Consider the following 18,632-nt stretch of genomic DNA (forward strand, 5'->3'; position numbering starts at 1 on the left):
AAAATGCAACACCGGCATTTTTTGCCGGTGTTCTTTGTGTTTGAGTTGCAAGAAATACTGTAAGCGCTAACAAACTGGCTATTTTAAAAATTGGCACACTACTTGCATTAGTAAATAAGTGTACAAAAACAATTGGGGGGATTATGATGAAAAAATTTATTGCGAGTTTATCCATGGCATCTTTACTAGTGCTTGCGGCATGTGGTGGAGACGATGCGGATACAGACAATGATACAGCAGGTGATAATGCAGATGCTGGTGAGCAAACTGAAGGTGCAGATTTAAGTGACTTATTCGTAACAGTAGCAACTGGTGGAACTTCTGGGGTGTATTATCCTATCGGCGGGGCGATTTCAACGATTCTCGAATCAGAATTAGGAATTGATTCTTCTGTACAAGCAACAGGGGCATCAGTGGAGAACGTTAACTTAATTGATACTGGCCGTGCAGAACTTGCGATTACAATGGCAGATTCAGTTCTTCAAGCATATGAAGGAAGTGGAGAATTTGAAGGGAAAGACCCTATCGAATCGATGGCTGGTCTAGCAGCACTTTATCCTAACTTCGTTCAAGTTGTAACAACAGAAGATACAGGAATTGAAAGTGTGGAAGACTTAAAAGGAAAAAGCGTAGGGGTTGGAGCTCCGAATTCTGGTGTTGAATTAAATGCTCGTATGGTATTAGAAGCCCATGGAATGAGCTATGACGACATTAACGAAGATTATCTTTCTTATAGTGAAGCGATTGACCAAATTAAAAACGGCATGATTGATGCAGCATTCGTAACAAGTGGTGTACCAAACGCAACAGTTATTGATCTAGACACTACTCATAATGCGAAGATCATTCCTATTGAAGGTGAAGCAATGGAATACCTAGAAGAAAATTATCCATTCTTCTCTGCAGAGGCAATTCCTGCAGGTTCATATGATAATGAAGAAGATATTCCAACGGCTGCGATCACAAACTTATTAATTATTTCAAGTGAAATTTCAGAAGATGCAGCTTATGAAATCACAAAAACACTTTTTGAGAACATTGATAAGATTCAAGGATCTCATAATGCGGCTCAAGAAATTACATTAGATACTGTAGATGTAGGTATGCCAATTCCGTTCCACCCAGGAGCAGAACGTTATTTGAAAGAAGTAGGGGCGATTGAGTAATAAATAGTACATGTTATTAGTCTAAGCGCCAAGCTCATAAAGCGTGGCGCTTGGACAATTTGTAAGGTGGATGGTTTATGAATAGAATAATCGCGCTGACACTCATCCTTTTTTTTTCCTTAGTAGCTTGTACACATACAAGTTATACAGGGCATGTGCAAATTCAACGAACAGAAGAAGTGATTCACTCTATTCCTGATATAAATGTCGGGGACCAATGGACGATCAAATGGATTCACTCTGTTGAGAAGACTCCTTGGGAAGAAACGTATGAAGTGAGTGAAGATGGTTCCCTTCGATTAGTGGAAACAGTTTTTTATTCATTTGGTGCAGGAGTACCTCATGAAAAAGGAAGTATGACAATAGAAGATGGAAAAGTTGTCACTCGAGAGATTGATCAAGAAATAGAGGCCTTTCGATGGATTCACTCACATAACGCAGAATTTGCGATCTATTTAAATGATGAAATCCTGTTCCAAACAGAAGATTTGCCTCATCATGAACCATTAGAATTAATCATTGAAAAGAGGTGATGGAGATGGAAAAGCAACAAAATCCACAACCAGAAGAGTTAACAAAAGAGCAAGTTGAGTTATTAGAAAAATATGATGCGGAATCGAGATTTCGTTCATTTAAAAGTAAAATAGTTGCTATTATAGTTTCCCTTTTAGCTATTTCATTATCTGTATATCATTTGTACACATCATATTTTGGGACGCCTGTAACTTTACAGCATCGTTCATTACATGTGGCGGCTATTCTAGCATTAGTCTTTCTGCTTTATCCACCATTTAAAAAGGCAAATCGTACAAAATTACCTTGGTATGATCTCCTATTTGCATTAATGGCATTTTCAACAACGGTCTATATCTTTGTCGATTATGTCGGTATTGTCAATCGCGGTGGTTTACCAAGTCAGCTTGATCTATTGTTTGGCGGAATTCTTGTTGTTCTTGTACTAGAAGCAGCTCGACGTGTAACAGGTTGGGGTTTACCTGTACTTGCCATTTTATTCTTTCTCTATGGTTTGTTTGGAAGAGAGCTTTCAGGAATTTTCCGTCATCGTGGGTATACATGGGATGAACTAGTTAACTTCATGTATGTCACGACTGAAGGAATCTATGGAACGGCCATTGGAGTTTCAGCTACGTATATTTTCTTATTTATTTTGTTTGGTGCCTTCCTCTCTAAGTCTGGAATGGGGCAATTCTTTAACGACATGGCACTAGCCATTGCAGGTCAAACTAGAGGGGGACCTGCAAAAGTAGCGGTAATAGCTAGTGGATTTTTAGGAAGCATAAACGGTGCTGCAGTGGCTAACGTCGTAACGACTGGTTCATTTACGATTCCATTGATGAAAAAAATCGGTTATCATCGTAACTTTGCTGGAGCAGTAGAAGCTGCGGCATCGGTTGGGGGACAGATCTTACCACCGATCATGGGGGCTGCGGCTTTTATTATGGCAGAGATGTTAGGGGTTCCTTATAGTCAGATTGCTCTAGCAGCGCTTCTACCAGCATTATTGTTCTATTTAGGAATTATTGTACAAATTCATCTTCGTGCAACAAAAGAAGGCTTAAAAGGAATCTCAAAAGAAAACCTACCACAAGTGATGGAAGTATTAAAAGAAAGAGGGCATTTGTTAATACCTTTATTCTTTCTTTTATACATGTTGTTCTTTAGTGGACGTACGATTATCTATTCTGCATTCTTAACGATTTTGGTTACAATCGTTGTAGCTATGATTAGAAAAACAACTCGCATGAGTATGAAAGATATCGTGGAGGCTCTTGAATCCGGTGCAAGAACAGCTGTTGGTGTAGCGGTTGCGTGTGCAACGGTTGGAATTGTTGTAGGGGTAGCGACGATGACTGGGTTTGGCTTAAAGCTTGCAAACGGAATTGTAACTCTTGGTGGAGATAGTCTACTTTTAACTCTTATTTTTACAATGATTGCTTGTATTGTATTAGGAATGGGACTGCCAAGTATTCCGACTTATATTATCACAGCAACAATGGCCGCACCTGCCTTAATCTCATATGGCATAGAACCGTTAGTTGCTCATCTATTTGTATTCTACTTTGGTTTATTTGCAAATATCACACCACCAGTTGCGCTTGCTGCCTTTGCAGCGGCAGGGATATCTGGAGGGGATCAGATGAGGACCGGCTTTATCTCAATGAAACTAGCAATTGCTGGCTTTATCGTTCCATTTATGTTTGTTTATAACGATGCACTCCTTCTTATGAATACCACATTTGTAGAAGGAGCAGCTGTAACGATTACGGCGATAGCTGGAGTCGTAATGCTCGGAACAGCAGCTGAAGGATACTTATTTAGCACAATTCATTGGGTGTTGCGCGTTATCTTATTCGGAGGAGCGATTCTATTTATGAACCCGAACATGATTCAAGACATCATTGGTCTTGCGATCATTTTAGTGGTTGTTGTATGGCAATGGAGAAAAGCAAAGAACTCTACGGTCACGGATACAAATATTGCACAATAAGGTGAAAGCAAGGAGGGTCTAGTATGGATATAGGTTTAAAAGGAAAATCTGTTATTGTTTTAGCTTCTAGTAAAGGGCTAGGGAGGGCTTGTGCTGAGTTATATGTGAAAGAAGGCGCACAGGTGCTTCTTTCAAGTCGGAATGAAGTGGAACTTGAGAACACGGTTGCTGAGATTGAAGAAGCAACAGGTGTAAGGCCTCCCTATATTACATGCGATATTTCTAAACCAGATGATATAAAAAGATTAATTGAAACGGCAACAGCTTTACACGGTGGAATTGATGTACTCATTAATAACGCTGGAGGACCGCCAGCCGGTGGATTTAATGCTTTTGAAGATGCTGATTGGCAAGGGGCATTTGAGCTTAATTTACTAAGTTTTATTAGAGCCATCCGTGCCGTTTTACCATCGATGCGTGAAAGAGGGGCAGGTCGTATTGTAAATATTGCCTCGTCTTCGATCAAAGAGCCCGTAGAAGGATTGATTTTATCCAATACATTCCGCACGGCTATCGTCGGACTTTCTAAAAGTCTAGCAAAAGAGTTAGGTGGGGAGAATATCTTAATTAATACAGTTGGACCTGGCCGCATAGCAACTGACCGGGTAGAAGCTTTGGATCATATTCGCGCCGCTAAACTTGGGTTAGAATATGAGGAAGCGAAAGATCAATTGACCGCTGCCATTCCATTAGGTAGATATGGGACACCTGATGAATTTGCCAGAACTATTGTCTTCTTAGGGTCATATGCGAATACGTATGTGACAGGACAATCAATGGTTGTTGACGGTGGAGCAACAAAAGCATACTAATAAGGATCAAAGAAGGCTTGAGGACATTCCTCAAGCCTTCTTATTATTAAGGGACTATCACGGTGGTAGGTAACATAAAGGTCCATACTTTTTCCTCGATTTTGTGGCGTCTTATCGTTAAATCAAATGGTTCTTCTATGGCTTGGGTAAATTCGAATACCCCTTGTAATTGATTTATTTCTTCATTGTAAGTTGTCGTTGTATAAGTTGGATGGATTCGTTCATTGTTGATTAATAATGCTACATTCACACCTTTTAAGTTATGCACATCAGAAGCTGTTAATAAAAGCTGGTGTCCTTCCACATCAATTGAAGAAATTCGAAAGTCATTCTTCTCTATTTGCTTGGTATCATGCGACAAGCCTTCAAATGTAATATTTTGCTCATAATAAAGCGGCTTTACATAAAACGGAATGTTTAGAAGATGCTCACCCTGTTTGAGTGTTTCGTTAAAGAATTGTCTTATTAATACCTGATTAAATTCAAGAAGAGTGCCTTCTTTTGTATGGCTCAGAGTCTCTATAGATGTGGCTTCATGCATAAGGTCAGGAGAGCTAGAGATAAAGCGATCCATTGTATACGAAAAGTCGTCCCCTACATCATAGGAAGGATGAAGGGAAGTTACTAAAACATCAACATAGAAGCCGGAAGAATCGCTGGGATCATTTGCTTTAATATCAATTAGTTCTATTTTAATATGCCTGTTTTGATCATGAGCAGTTGAAAGGGCTATTTGATCGTAATCTGGAGCAGCTAATTGACAACTTGTTAAATAAAAAACGCTAAAAAAAAGAAAAAGATACCCCTTCATTCATGTTCACCTCGCAGTTATTCTACTATTTTAGCATGGAAAACTTTAGCTGCTCAAAAGAAAATGAATCATTTTTGAAAAATTAGAGCTTTAAAAAATTAGAGTAAATCGGTATAATGAAATAAATATTTCAAATTAAATTATAATGAATTATATATTTCTTGATGAGGAGTGAGTGAAAACAATGATTACTGATACGATGGATGGTGACCAACTGTATAAAAATCAAACAAGGCACTCTCAACTATTTATGGAAAAAGCGTCAACTGTTATGCCAGGTGGAGTAACAGCAAATATTAAGTATTTCCAACCTAATCCAATTGTGATGCAAAAAGCTAATGGGGCTTATTTGTATGATGTCGATGGGAATGAATATATCGATTATTTACTTTCCTATGGTGCTCTTATGCTTGGTCATGGGAACAAAACGATTAAGGAAGCCATCTTTGAACAGATGAATAATGATGGAACGCTATTATTTGGAACGCCACACAGACACGAAATTGAAATGGCTCACCGTATTCAATCGCTCTATCCAAGTATGAAGAAGCTACGTTATACAAACTCAGGTACAGAAGCAACGTTACTTGCTCTACGTTTGGCTAAAGCCTATACTCAAAAAGATGGGTTAGCTAAATTTGAAGGGCATTATCATGGGGGATATGACGAGGTATTAGTCAGTGTCAATCCATCCTTAAACCAAGCAGGACCTAAAGAAGAGCCATACTCAGTTCTAGAGTCTAAAGGTATGGCTTCAAGCCATACGCAGAAGACGGTAATTCTTCCTTTTAATGATTTAGAAAACTGTGAAAAAATATTACGTAAAAAACAAAAGGACATTGGCGCTCTCATCATTGAACCACTGCAAGGTGGGTTTATTAGAGCTGAACAGCCATTTATTGAGGGGTTACGTAAGCTAACAAAAGAATTAGGCATCGTTTTTATATTTGATGAGGTGAAAACAGGGTTTAGAGTAGCCTTAGGTGGCGCACAAGAACTATATGGAATTGAACCTGATCTTACTGCATTAGGAAAAGTGATAGGGGGAGGGTTTCCTGTGGGGATTGTTGGTGGTCTTGATGACATTATGGATCTGAGTGCTCCACGTCAATCAGCAGATGTGTTTGATCCTAGTCAAAGTCAAAAGTCCGATGCAGCAGATGTTTTGTTTCATAGTGGTACCTACAATGGGCACCCAACAATATTAGCAGCAGGCTTAGCTACGATGGATGTGCTGACAAAAGAGAGTAGTAACGTTTTTGAATTGACGAATGAATTAAAAGAACAACTGACTCATCTTTTTAAAACTAAATCAATAGCAATGAAAGCTGTTGGTGAAGGATCCATTTTCAATATTGTACTAACAAACAAAAAAAAGATACTGGATTATCGAGAACTACAATCAAGTGATTTATACATGCGTAGAAAAATTGACCTTAGGTTAATGACAGAAGGTATTTATACGAAGCCTCTAAATCGTTATAGTTTATCAACAGCTCATACAGAAAAAGAGGTTGAGAAAACAATTGCTGCATTTGAACGAGTGCTAGATGGCCTTTAAAAGGGAGTTTATTTATGTTGAAGAGTGAAGTTTACCAACGAATGATTAATAAGCAAGGAGAGATGAGTAAGTCTCAAAAAAAAATTGCGAGTTACTTATTAAAACATACGGAAACAGGACCTTTTCTTACAGCCTCTAAATTAGCTAAGTTAACAGATGTAGGTGAGGCAACGGTGGTTAGATTTGCAGTATCAATGGGGTATAGCGGGTATCCAGAATTACAAAGAGCCCTTCAAAGTGCATTGCAAATGAAGATGACTTCAGCAGAAATGTTCGCACAAACAATGCCTTCCATAAAAGAACCAACGAATCCTCTTGCAGAGCTCGTTCAAGGTGATATAACCAACCTTCAGTTGACATTTTCTCAAATCGATCAACAAGTGTTTGATGAAGCGGTAGAAGAGATGATAAAGGCAAAAAGAATTTATATTTTGGCCTATCGTAGTGCAGTGAGCTTAGGGAAGTTCTTAAGTTTTTATCTAGACCTTGTTCTACAAAATACTGAGCTTATCGAACAGGCAGATGGTATGAGTGAACATCTCTTAGATATTAAAGAAGGCGACTTGGTAATTGCTTTTGGTTTTGCTAGGTATACAAAAAGAACGATAGAAGCATTGAATTATGTGAAGCAAAAAAAAGTGAAAACCATCGTAATTACTGATCATCCGTTATCCCCTTTAGTACCATATGGAGACTTGAATTTCCACACGTCTACTGAAATCAACTCATTTATCGATTCGTTTACAGCGCCCATATGTTTAGTTAATGCTCTTATTACAGCTGTTACACGAAATGAGCATATAAAAGTAGAGAAGCGTTTACAAGAGCTTGAGAAACTTTGGGATACTTTTGATATCTTCTATAATTAAAATAAGAGGCTTGCACGAATGCAAGCCCCAAAGCTCATTAAGAAGTAGCTAATCCTTTACCTGGATCATTTTTGCGATTACGCAAGAAGTGGATACCTGCAATAATAATAAAAATGCCAAGACCAGATAACGAAATCACTAAGTTGTTTGGATAAATAAGGGCAAGACCTGAAGCGAATAGTAAGATACGCTCAATGATTAAAGGTTTTGCTAGGAAATAATTCATTAGAGATGCACTAACGGCAGCCATACCGAGTAATGCTGTAATAAGTGCCGGAATTAAAGTAGCCCATGTCCAATCTTGTAGTAAGAGTACAGGATTGGATACAAATGCATACGGAATGATAAACGCTGCAATGGCGAGCTTAAAGGCAGTAATCCCTGCTTTCATTGGATTCGCCTTGGCTATCCCTGCTCCGGCGTAGGCGGCTAGACAAACAGGCGGTGTGATGTCCGCTACAATCCCAAAGTAAAATACAAAGAAGTGAGCAGCTATAATGGGAACATCAAAAGCAATAAGTGCAGGTGCTGCCATCGAAGCTGTTACTACATAGTTCGCAGTTGTAGGTAGACCCATTCCTAGTAGAATACACGCAATCATTGTAAAGAACAGAACAAGGAAAAAGATTCCGCCAGCTAAGTCAATAATTCCCCCGGCAATCTTCCCTCCAAGCCCTGTCATCGTTACAATTCCAGCGATAATACCAGCTGAAGCACAGGCAGCAATTACAGGAAGAGCAACACGTGCACCTTGTTCTAAGGCATCTAAAATATCACGCGGGCCCATTCTTGTATCTTTACGGAATAAGCTAACAAAGAATGCGGCACCGATTCCCCATAAGGCAGCTGTGGTGGCTGTATAACCAAGGTAAAGCATAGCGATAATTGTAATAAGAGGTGCTAATAAGTCAAGGCGCTTAGCGATTCCACCGAACGTTGGCAACTGTTCTTTAGGCAAACCAAGAATACCTTGTTTCTTGGCCTCAAAGTGTGTTCCCATAAATACACCTGCAAAATAAAGAAGGGCTGGAATAATCGCAATTAAAATAATTTCACGATAAGGGACACCTGTGTTACTTGCCATGATGAAGGCCGCCGCCCCCATGATTGGTGGCATAATTTGCCCACCTGTAGAGGCTGATGCTTCTGCAGCTGCTGAAAATTCTGGTTTAAATCCTGCACGTTTCATCATTGGGATTGTAAAGGAACCAGAACTAACAGTATTGGCAACAGAAGAACCTGTAACCATCCCTTGTAATCCACTTGCTGTAACAGCTGCTTTCGCTGTACCACCAGTCATTCGACCAGTCGCGCCGAATGCTAAGTCATTAAAGAATTTTCCGATTCCTGTTTTCGTTAACATAACTCCAAAGAAGAGGAAGAGGAAAATAAATGTAGATGAAATTCGAATTGGCGTTCCAAAAATTGCTTCTGTATTGAAGAACATGCTTGTCATTAGACGATCAAAGGTAAAGCCGGAGTGTTGGAATGCTGGGATTGGAAAAACATTTCCTAAATAACCGTAGGCAAGTGCCACTAATGCAATTATAACAATTGGTAAACCAACTGCTCGTCTTGTGGCTTCAAGAACTAATGCAACCCCAAGAGTTGCAACAATGATGTCCAACGTAGAATAACCTAAAATCGTCACTTGATTACTAACTAAACGTCTATATTCAAAGACAATATAAAAGTTCACTCCAAGTGCTAGTAATGCTAATACTCCGTCATACCAAGGAACGCCTCTTTTCTTTAAAAAGGTGCGTTTGGCTGGATACAAAATAAAAATTAGAGATAGGCCACCTGCTAAATGAATGGCACCTTGAATGAGCGTAACGTATGGACCACGAAATGAAGTGTATAGTTGGAAAACTGTTAAGGAAATAGCTAAGATTGTAACGATCCATGTCCATTTTTGTAAGTCGGTACGATACGCAGATTCTTTATCATATTTAGCTAATAATTCTTGATTTTTGTTGTCTGCTGTTTCTGTCATATTCCTTTTCACCACCTAGAGAAAAATTGAAATCTCGAAGAAAAAGTACACGTCAATAAAGTATAGTTTGACAAAGTGTCTAATACTGCATTCACGTATTTCGGTAATAAATGATTTTGTCTGTTCGTTTCTCTAGACTATCGTATCGTGCTTACCCTTTCTTCGGGCTTCATTCTAGAAGTTGGGTATCCTAATTAGCAACGTCCGCATGTCGTGAGTAGAGTAGCAGATCTATGCTTGTACAACTCCGAAATTCGTTCATGATTGACTAAAAAAAGGGCTGGACAGATTAGATGCCCAGTCCCTGCGTTCATCTTACTTATTAGTTAAGAATACCTTGCTCCTGGAAGTATTTCTCAGCACCAGGGTGGAAAGGAAGACCATCAGAACCATTTAAGATATTCTCAGGATCTAAATGCACACCTTGTGGATGAGAGATACTATCTACATTTTCGTAAAGACCTTTTACGATCTCATAGCCAAGCTCTTCGCTAATTTGGTTAGTTGAACCAACTAAAATTGCGTATGCAGTAATCGCATCAACTGGTCCATCTAAGAACTCATATGTGTCAGCAGGAATTTCTAAATGACCATAGTCACTATTTTCAAGAATCGTGTCAAGTGCTTCGCCTTCAACAGGAAGTAAAACAACATCACGTTGGAAAGCTAGTTCTTCGATGTTACTTGCTGGAAGACCAAGTAAACCAAATGAAGCATCTAATTGACCATCTTGCAAACGAGCAGCAGCGTCCCCAAAACCTTCTTCAAATGCTTGATAGTCACCATCTTCAAGACCATATGCACTTAAGATTAGTTTTGCAGCAGACTGTGTTCCACTACCAGCAGGACCAATTGCTACACGCTTACCTTCAAGGTCAGCAATTGAAGTGATTCCAGTGTTTTCAGTGGTCACAACTTGCATAACCTCTGGGTAGATATGACCCATGAATCCAAAGTTATCAACTTCGGCTCCCTCAAAGTCAGCTTCACCATTAAGAGCTTCTAGGGCAGGGATGTGAACAGTCATACCTAGTTGCATCGTTCCTTGATAAATACCACCAAGGTTCTCAACAGAGGCACCAGACGCTACAGCACTAACATTAAAATCTTCAAAATCAACATTGTCATTCATGACATTTGCCATTTCTTGACCTAATGGATAGTACGTACCACCTGTACTACCAGTACCCATTTGCAAGTCCGTTTTGAAGTCCTCGTCCCCACCTGCACCATCAGATCCACAGGCACCAAGAAGCATTCCTACAGATAGCAATGCAGCTGATAAAAAAGCAAATTTCTTTTTCATCGAATTTCCCCCTTATTTATGTAGTTATCAGTATGAAGGCGTGTTCATACCATATTATCATTTAATCAAAAATCTAAAACAATGTCAAAGCAAAACAAATAATCTCTTTGTAAGGACTTCTAACTATGTAAAACGACATAACTTTAAAGGACAAAAAAAGTCGTCCACTAAATAGGACGACCCCGTAAGATTATTCAGCTGCTGATATATCTTCTACATTACCAGCTTCAATTGCAGAACTTGTGTCAATATGTCCAAACATTTCCGGATGCTCTTCACCGTCAATTAGCACTTTAGTTGAAGAGAAACCAAATTGTTTCATGGTTAATGCAATTTGTTGCAATAGCATTTCTTCAGTACCAGAACCAAGTTGAGCATCTAATAGGTCCGATGAGAAGGATACATGAGCAACTCCCTCTTGTTCTTCAACCGATTGAACTTCCACATTATTAGGAATGAGGGATACTAGGTTGTCACTTTCAGGGCCTTGAACCCAAGCTTCAAAAGTGGCTTTAAATAAATCCTCATCTACCGCTACAATTGAACGCTCTTCCTTGTATATGTCCATCACTTGATCGTCTGCAAAGAATAGATAAACGGGTGTGTTCGTTGCTTCATCCGTTACTGGTTCTTCAGTAGAATCTTCCTCAGTCGTTTCCTCTTCGGATGCTTCTTCTTCAACGATCTCTTCTGTCGAATCATCGTTTTCAGTCGCTTCCTCTACAGCAGTGTCTTCTTCAACTGCATCCTCATTCTCTTCTGATTCGATGTTACCAGTTGATTCATTTGAATCGATTGTATTCTCGCCTTGCCCACATGCCGCTAAGAAAACGATTAATAGAAGTGCAAGTAGCATCAAAGTTATCTTTTTCATTTTTTCTCCCCCTCGTTATGTAAATACATACAAGATTGTTAGATGATCTTTCCTATAATGGTAGAACAACCCTGCTAGTTAAATTTTACAACATAACGAATGAATTTCAATCATTAATTAAGATCTAGTCTTTTGACCTAGAATTATTTACATGGATTTTGAGCGCTTGTCTGGATCAACAAAGGACATTTCACGCCATTGTCCCTGACGCCAACGCCATAACATGAGCACACCCCTTAACCATTCATCCGCAATAAAACCAATCCATACACCAATTAGACCAAGCCCAAGATGGACTCCAAAGAAATAAGCAACTGGAATACTAACACCCCACATCGACAAGATCCCAAGATAAACGGGGAACTTAACGTCTCCTGCAGCACGAAGGCAGTTAATAACAACAAGATTGAAGGCTCTTCCAGGTTCTAAAATAATCGTAAGGAGTAAAAGTATGCTACCAGCAACGATGATCTGTTCATTATCTGTAAAGATTGAGAGAAGCGGGCGACTAAAAAGATAGCCAACAATGGCCATTGAGGTAGAGACAAAGATGGCTATCTTTAAACTGCGGATACAACGTTTATAAGCTTGATCCAATTCTCTAGCTCCGACTTGATGTCCTATAATAATTTGAGTTCCTTGTCCAATAGCAATAGCAAATAGCAAAACAAACATCATAATGTTTTGTGTATATACTTTTGTCGTCAGGGCCTCGGTCCCCATCATGACAATAAAAAAGGTGATAACTAATTGGGAACCATTATAAGACAAATGCTCTCCAGCTGAAGGGATCCCGATCTTTAATAGGTTTTTTAATTCATATTTAGGAAAGGTATGGTGAATAAAGGTGAACGGTAATTGTCCTTTTAAGCGGTAAAGAAGCACCACTATAATGACAAATAAGCCTAATGTTCGACTGATGGTTGTTGCAATGGCTACACCGGTAACTCCTAATACTGGAATGCCAAATGGCCCGAATATAAATAAGTAGTTCCCAATGACATTTAAAATGTTCATTCCAATGGTTATATACATGACATCTTTTGTGAATCGATGACTTCGTAGTACAGCTCCAATTGTCATCAAGATGGACTGAATAAATGAAAATCCACCAACAATTTGTAGATAAAGGGTTGCTTCTCTAAGCAGTTCTTCTGGTAACCCCATGATTAATAACAGGGAGGGACCTATGAAAAATAGCGCTATACTAAGAAGAACTCCGAAAAGAAGGTTAGCGATGATCGAAACAACGGCGATTTTGCCAGCATCTTCTTTTTGATCGGCTCCTAGATGTTGGGCTACTAATACACTTGTTCCAGTAGCAATAAATCCAAACATGACAATAATCACCATAAGAAGTTGATTTGAAACTCCTACAGCAGCAACCGCATCATCAGAATATTGGCTTAGCATTAAAGTATCCGCATTCCCCATAAGCATATGTAGAAGAATTTCAATAAAAATCGGCCACGTTAAAGCAAACAATGTAGCATTTCGTGCGGTTTTTTCCTTATTTGACAAATTGATCCCCACCTATTATGTAGAGCATGTACCACTACAAAGAAAGAAGAACGGTACTTAACCGCTCTTCTATATATCTTCAAATCAAAAATACTTTAGCTTGGTTAGCTTCTATTGTAATCGATTGTGAAGGGTCATGCTCTGTGTATGTTAATAACTCTTTTTTGTTTTGACTATTGAACTCTTCAGGTAAATGGTATTTTTCGTCTGTATCATGGGGATTCAGAATGAATAGAAGCTGCTGTGACTCGGTATATTTCAAAAATACGAGCAAAGGAGAGTCACTTTGAGTAGGAATAAATCGTAATTCCCCACGAGCCCCAAAAGCTTCATATTTAGTACGTAAAGAAATAATATGTTGCATATAGGCAAACAAGTCTTTGTCTTGTTTGTCATCTTCCCAAATCATGCACTCTCTACACCCAGGATCGCCATCACCTTGCATCCCGATCTCATCTCCATAATAAACGCATGGTGTACCTGGCATAGCAAATTGTAGCAGGACTTGCAATTTCACTCGATATTTTTGATCGTCTGATAACGTTAGGATGCGAGGGGTATCATGGCTGCCTAAAAGGTTGAAGGCTACTTCTTGAACAGGTTTTGGATACAGATGAAGCAATTTTGTTGTCTGTTCAATGAATGTTTGTTTATCCATCGATTTCTTCCCTATATAATCCACAATTGCTGATGTAATAGGGTAATTCATAACAGCGTCAAATTGGTCACCTACTAGCCATGGCATGGAGTCGTGCCAAATTTCTCCTAATATATAAGCATCAGGTTTAATGGCTTTAACTTCTTTTCTAAAGTCTCTCCAAAATGCATGGTCAATTTCATTAGCTACATCTAAGCGCCAGCCATCTATATCAAACTCTTTAATCCAGTAGGTGGCTACCTTAAGTAAATATGTCTTCACCTCAGAATGCTCAGTGTTTAATTTTGGCATCGAAGGAACAAAAGCAAATGCATCATAATTCGGTCGCTCATCTACCTTTAATGGGAATTCGTGAATATGAAACCAATCACGATAGGATGATTCCGCACCATGCTCTACCACATCTTGAAAGGGAGCAAAATAGAAGCCTGAATGATTAAAGACGGCATCTAGCATGATACGAATACCTTTTGCATGGCAACGTTCAACAAATAATTTGAACGTTTTCTTATCACCAAACTGGGGGTCAATCTCCATGTAATCAATTGTATCGTATTTATGATTAGAGTGGGCTTTGAAAATAGGTGTCAAGTAAATGCCGGTAATTCCTAGGCTCTTTAAATAATCAAGGTGGTCTTCAATTCCTTTAAGATCTCCTCCAAAGAAATTGGTAGGAGTCGGTTCACAGCTTCCCCATGGAAGAGTATCTTTAGGGTTGGTAGAAGGGTCTCCATTTGCAAATCTTTCTGGGAAGATTTGATACCACACAGTATCCTTTACCCATTCTGGAGGGTGAAAAATATCTGCCTCATTTAAAAAAGGGAAACAAAAGTAGAAACCAGGATCACGAGGGGAGTCATTGAAGAAACCTCGTTCTGTATAAGTTAATTCCTCTTCATTAGAACGTAAGTTAAAGCCATATCTTAACCTTCTAAAAGGGGGGATGACTTCTTGGAACCAATAATCAAATAAATCATCACTGCCCGTTTTTCTCATTCTTTCTTTTTGGAATATCCATCCTGTTTCGTCGCTCCACTCATAAGGGTCTCCATGTATCAGTTCAACATCATCGATGTCATCTTTTTTGGTTCTTAACCGAATATGTAATGTTTTGTCATCATAGGCATAGGCAAACTCATTTTTAGGTCGGTGAAATACAGCTTCTTTAAACATCAAACCCCTCCTGTTAACTGAACAATCGTTTACACTAAGCGTATGAAAACGATTTAATGATGTCAAGACGGGAATGCAAACGTTTGTCAATCGCATAAAAAATACGAAAAATTAAAATGAAAACGGTTGCCTAAATCTATGATTCTATGTATAATTACCTAAAAGCATACATGAAAGCGATTGCATATTTTTTTATTGGATTGTGCAAACGATTGCTCTGATTATGGCATAAAGGATGTGACTCAAAAGATGAGCAAACAGTGGTGGAAAGAAAGCGTAGTCTATCAAATTTACCCTCGCAGTTTTGCAGATAGTAATGGAGATGGAATTGGAGATATCCAAGGGATTATCAGTAAATTAGATTATTTAAAGTGGTTAGGAATTGATGTGATTTGGTTAAGTCCAGTCTATGATTCACCTAATGATGATAACGGTTACGATATTAGAGATTACTATGCAATCATGAAAGAATTTGGAACCATGGATGATTGGGAGAAAATGCTTGATGAAATTCATCAGCGTGATATGAAATTGATCATGGATTTGGTTGTAAATCATTCGAGTGATGAATGTGAATGGTTTGTAAAGTCGGCATCTTCTAAAACAAGCCCATATCGGGACTATTACATATGGAGACCTGCGAAAGAGGGAGGGGAGCCAAACAACTGGGAATCACATTTTAGTGGATCAGCTTGGCAATATCACGAAAAAACGAATGAATACTTTCTCCATTTGTTTTCTAAAAAACAACCAGATTTCAATTGGGAAAATGCTTCTTTACGTCAAGAAATGTATAAAATGATGAGCTGGTGGTTAGATAAAGGGATCGATGGCTTTAGGATGGATGTTATCAACATGATCTCAAAAGCCGAGGGATTACCTAACGCAGAAATATCTAAAGAGTCACCTTATCAACCTGCAGGTAGTCAATTCTTGAATGGTCCAAATGTTCATACGTATTTACAAGAGATGAATGAGCAAGTTCTATCTAATTATGACATTATGACGGTCGGGGAGACACCCGGTGTAACTCCTGATGATGCAGCATTATTCACTGGGGGAGATCGAAATGAATTGAATATGGTTTTTCAATTTGATCATATGGATGTTGATTCTGGCCCGGGTGGAAAGTGGGACATAAAACCTTGGAGTTTGAGGGAATTAAAACGCATTTTAGATGGCTGGCAACTGGGGTTACAAGGTAGAGGGTGGAATAGTCTTTACCTGAACAATCATGATCAACCTCGAATGGTTTCTCGTTTTGGAGACGATAAGAAGTACCGAGAGAAATCGGCAAAAATGCTTGCGACTTTTCTTCATACATTGCAAGGCACTCCTTACATTTACCAAGGCGAAGAGATTGGGATGACAAATGTTCAATTCAACTCAATTGAAGACTATCAAGATATTGAAACATTGAATATGTATCAAGAAGCAACCGAGGGTAGAGGTTTAGCACATGAAGAGGTAATGAGGCAGATCTTTATGAAAGGGCGTGACAATGCTAGAACGCCGATGCAATGGGATACATCGAGCCATGGGGGCTTTACAACAGGGACACCTTGGCTACAAGTTAACCCTAATTACAAGCAGATAAACGTAGACCAAGCTAAAGAAAACCCTGATTCAATTTTACATTATTATCGTAACCTCATAAAACTTCGTAGGGAACACCCTATCATGGTTTATGGAGTGTATAGTCCACTTGATATAGAAAATGATTCAATTTATAGCTACACAAGAGAGTGGCAAGGTAAAAAAATACTAGTTATTTTGAACTTCACAAAAGAAGAACAACCTTATGAAGTCCCAAAAGAGTGGGTAAGTGAAAGCGTTAAATTATTCATTAGTAATCAATCTAATAGTCAAGATCAACTTGAAGACCAAAAGATCCACTTAACTCCTTATGAAGCTCGTGTTTATTTCATGTAGGGGAGATTTAATTTGTTGAAGGAGGTGATGTAAGAAAGAGCAAGGATCTATCATTCGTAACGAACTTAAAACAATTGAAAAAGGTTAAGGGGGAAGAAAAATGAAATTGCGTTCATTCTTATTATTAGTAGTAATGGGATTAGCTCTAGCTTTATTAGTAGCATGTGGTCCTGATCGTGAAGAAGAAGCAGCACCTGCACCAGCTGAAGGTGAAGGGGAAACAGAAGGTGAAGTAACAGAGGCAGAAAAGCCAGATACATTAACAATGTGGGTAAATGACGAAGATGCACAACTTGATGCATACGAAGAAATCACAGGTCGTTTTACAGAAGAAACTGGTATTAATGTAGATATTACTCCATTCTCTATGCTTGACCAAACAGATGCTCTTTCACTAGATGCAGCATCAGGTGGCGGACCGGATTTATTCTTCCAACCAAATGATCGTATGGGTGATATTTATCTTCAAGGGTTAGCAGCAGAACTTGAATTAACTGAAGAGCAACTAGAAGGATACCCAGAAGGTGCAATCACAGCATTAAGCTATGAAGGGGCACAACTTGGAATTCCAGCAGTTATCGAAACATACGGCTTAATGTACAACACTGAGTTAATTCCTGAAGCTCCAGAAACAATTGAAGAATTAGAGCAAATTGCAGCTGATCTTACAGATGCTTCTGCAGATGAATACGGTTTCTTAATGGAAGGAACTAACTTCTACTTCTTATATCCTTTCTTAGAAGCTTATGGTGGTTATGTGTTCAATCAAGATGCTGACGGTGCATATGACACAGAAGATATTGGTCTTGCAAATGAAGGTGCAGTAGAAGGTGCAGAACTTATTCAATCTTGGTTTGAAGCTGGATACTTACCACAAGGTATTACTGGTGACATCATGAATGGTTTGTTTGAAGATGGAAAAGTTGGAGCAGTTGTAACAGGTCCTTGGAGTATTGCAGCATATTCTGAAGCACTTGGTGACAACTTAGCGGTAGCACCACTTCCAACAATCGACGGAGAAAACCTTGCTTCATTCTCAGGTGTTAAAGGCTGGCTTGTAAATGAGTATAGTGAAAACATCGAATGGGCAACTGAATTAGCATTATTTATCACAAATCCTGAAAATGCAGTAACGTACTTTGAAGTAGCTGGTGAGCTTCCTGCACGTACAGATGTTGAAATTGATGATGAATTACGTGCTGGTCTAGTGGAACAAGCTGAATATGCAGTTCCAATGCCAAACATTCCTGCAATGTCTCAAGTATGGGATCCAATGGCTGATGCATTTGAGTTTATTTCTCAAGGTCAAGACGCACAAGAAGTATTAGAGGAAGCAGTAGATCAAATTAAAGAGCAAATTCAATTATCTGAAGGTGCTAATTAATCTCTGACTGCCTAATAGGTTGGAGAAGGGTTGATTCATTAATACCCTTCTCCTCATCCT

14 protein-coding genes are annotated in these 18,632 nt (G+C 38.9%); 8 read left to right on the plus strand and 6 right to left on the minus strand.

Going from position 1 to position 18,632, the window contains the following annotated elements; genetic code table 11:
* Positions 1 to 143 precede the first annotated feature (143 nt).
* From RYX56_RS11365 to RYX56_RS11380, 4 genes are all read left to right on the plus strand, one after another.
* Entirely contained in the window at positions 144 to 1,166 is a 1,023-nt protein-coding gene (locus RYX56_RS11365; RefSeq protein ID WP_439108485.1) for a TAXI family TRAP transporter solute-binding subunit, read from the plus strand.
* A 77-nt stretch (positions 1,167 to 1,243) separates the two neighbouring features.
* Positions 1,244 to 1,699, plus strand: coding sequence for a DUF1850 domain-containing protein (locus RYX56_RS11370; RefSeq protein ID WP_317122169.1), 456 nt, complete (start codon positions 1,244 to 1,246; stop codon positions 1,697 to 1,699).
* A gap of 5 nt (positions 1,700 to 1,704) precedes the next feature.
* Positions 1,705 to 3,675: a TRAP transporter permease gene (locus RYX56_RS11375; protein ID WP_317122170.1), complete on the plus strand. Its 1,971-nt coding sequence runs from the start codon at positions 1,705 to 1,707 to the stop codon at positions 3,673 to 3,675.
* 23 nt (positions 3,676 to 3,698) lie between these two features.
* A complete protein-coding gene (locus RYX56_RS11380; protein WP_317122171.1) occupies positions 3,699 to 4,487 on the plus strand; it encodes an SDR family oxidoreductase in 789 nt (262 codons plus the stop codon).
* 46 nt (positions 4,488 to 4,533) lie between these two features.
* Here RYX56_RS11380 and RYX56_RS11385 read toward each other — a convergent pair whose 3' ends face one another.
* Positions 4,534 to 5,298, minus strand: coding sequence for a hypothetical protein (locus tag RYX56_RS11385; protein WP_317122172.1), 765 nt, complete (start codon positions 5,296 to 5,298; stop codon positions 4,534 to 4,536).
* A 184-nt stretch (positions 5,299 to 5,482) separates the two neighbouring features.
* On the opposite strand from RYX56_RS11385, the gene RYX56_RS11390 reads away from it, so the two are divergent.
* Positions 5,483 to 6,859 carry an aspartate aminotransferase family protein gene (locus RYX56_RS11390; protein WP_317122383.1) on the plus strand — a complete coding sequence of 459 codons (1,377 nt, stop codon included), beginning with the start codon at positions 5,483 to 5,485 and terminating at the stop codon, positions 6,857 to 6,859.
* Between the two features lie 14 nt (positions 6,860 to 6,873).
* Positions 6,874 to 7,728: a MurR/RpiR family transcriptional regulator gene (locus tag RYX56_RS11395; protein WP_317122173.1), complete on the plus strand. Its 855-nt coding sequence runs from the start codon at positions 6,874 to 6,876 to the stop codon at positions 7,726 to 7,728.
* Positions 7,729 to 7,765: 37 nt separating this feature from the next.
* On the opposite strand, the gene RYX56_RS11400 is transcribed toward RYX56_RS11395, so the two are convergent.
* The 5 genes from RYX56_RS11400 to RYX56_RS11420 form a co-directional block, all read right to left on the minus strand.
* Positions 7,766 to 9,724: a TRAP transporter permease gene (locus tag RYX56_RS11400; RefSeq protein WP_317122174.1), complete on the minus strand. Its 1,959-nt coding sequence runs from the start codon at positions 9,722 to 9,724 to the stop codon at positions 7,766 to 7,768.
* Positions 9,725 to 10,046: 322 nt separating this feature from the next.
* Positions 10,047 to 11,030, minus strand: coding sequence for a TAXI family TRAP transporter solute-binding subunit (locus RYX56_RS11405; protein WP_317122175.1), 984 nt, complete (start codon positions 11,028 to 11,030; stop codon positions 10,047 to 10,049).
* Positions 11,031 to 11,220: 190 nt separating this feature from the next.
* Positions 11,221 to 11,904: a GerMN domain-containing protein gene (locus RYX56_RS11410; protein ID WP_317122176.1), complete on the minus strand. Its 684-nt coding sequence runs from the start codon at positions 11,902 to 11,904 to the stop codon at positions 11,221 to 11,223.
* Between the two features lie 147 nt (positions 11,905 to 12,051).
* Positions 12,052 to 13,425 carry an MATE family efflux transporter gene (locus RYX56_RS11415; protein ID WP_317122177.1) on the minus strand — a complete coding sequence of 458 codons (1,374 nt, stop codon included), beginning with the start codon at positions 13,423 to 13,425 and terminating at the stop codon, positions 12,052 to 12,054.
* A gap of 79 nt (positions 13,426 to 13,504) precedes the next feature.
* Entirely contained in the window at positions 13,505 to 15,256 is a 1,752-nt protein-coding gene (locus tag RYX56_RS11420; RefSeq protein WP_317122178.1) for a glycoside hydrolase family 13 protein, read from the minus strand.
* Positions 15,257 to 15,505: 249 nt separating this feature from the next.
* Between RYX56_RS11420 and RYX56_RS11425 the strand changes: the two genes are divergently transcribed.
* Both RYX56_RS11425 and RYX56_RS11430 read left to right on the plus strand, forming a co-directional pair.
* Positions 15,506 to 17,188: a glycoside hydrolase family 13 protein gene (locus tag RYX56_RS11425; protein ID WP_317122179.1), complete on the plus strand. Its 1,683-nt coding sequence runs from the start codon at positions 15,506 to 15,508 to the stop codon at positions 17,186 to 17,188.
* Positions 17,189 to 17,288: 100 nt separating this feature from the next.
* A complete protein-coding gene (locus tag RYX56_RS11430) occupies positions 17,289 to 18,572 on the plus strand; it encodes an extracellular solute-binding protein (protein ID WP_317122180.1) in 1,284 nt (427 codons plus the stop codon).
* Positions 18,573 to 18,632: the final 60 nt, after the last annotated feature.

It is taken from the genome of Alkalihalophilus lindianensis, assembly GCF_032843265.1.
Lineage (GTDB): Bacteria > Bacillota > Bacilli > Bacillales > Bacillaceae_D > Alkalihalophilus > Alkalihalophilus lindianensis.

Coding starts and splice junctions, on each gene's coding strand:
- RYX56_RS11395 (WP_317122173.1), top strand. CDS start 6,874: ATGTTGAAGAGTGAAGTTTACCAACGAATGATTAATAAGCAAGGAGAG.
- RYX56_RS11390 (WP_317122383.1), top strand. CDS start 5,483: ATGATTACTGATACGATGGATGGTGACCAACTGTATAAAAATCAAACA.
- RYX56_RS11365 (WP_439108485.1), top strand. CDS start 144: ATGATGAAAAAATTTATTGCGAGTTTATCCATGGCATCTTTACTAGTG.
- RYX56_RS11405 (WP_317122175.1), bottom strand. CDS start 11,030: ATGAAAAAGAAATTTGCTTTTTTATCAGCTGCATTGCTATCTGTAGGA.
- RYX56_RS11430 (WP_317122180.1), top strand. CDS start 17,289: ATGAAATTGCGTTCATTCTTATTATTAGTAGTAATGGGATTAGCTCTA.
- RYX56_RS11380 (WP_317122171.1), top strand. CDS start 3,699: ATGGATATAGGTTTAAAAGGAAAATCTGTTATTGTTTTAGCTTCTAGT.
- RYX56_RS11385 (WP_317122172.1), bottom strand. CDS start 5,298: ATGAAGGGGTATCTTTTTCTTTTTTTTAGCGTTTTTTATTTAACAAGT.
- RYX56_RS11410 (WP_317122176.1), bottom strand. CDS start 11,904: ATGAAAAAGATAACTTTGATGCTACTTGCACTTCTATTAATCGTTTTC.
- RYX56_RS11370 (WP_317122169.1), top strand. CDS start 1,244: ATGAATAGAATAATCGCGCTGACACTCATCCTTTTTTTTTCCTTAGTA.
- RYX56_RS11375 (WP_317122170.1), top strand. CDS start 1,705: ATGGAAAAGCAACAAAATCCACAACCAGAAGAGTTAACAAAAGAGCAA.
- RYX56_RS11400 (WP_317122174.1), bottom strand. CDS start 9,724: ATGACAGAAACAGCAGACAACAAAAATCAAGAATTATTAGCTAAATAT.
- RYX56_RS11425 (WP_317122179.1), top strand. CDS start 15,506: ATGAGCAAACAGTGGTGGAAAGAAAGCGTAGTCTATCAAATTTACCCT.
- RYX56_RS11420 (WP_317122178.1), bottom strand. CDS start 15,256: ATGTTTAAAGAAGCTGTATTTCACCGACCTAAAAATGAGTTTGCCTAT.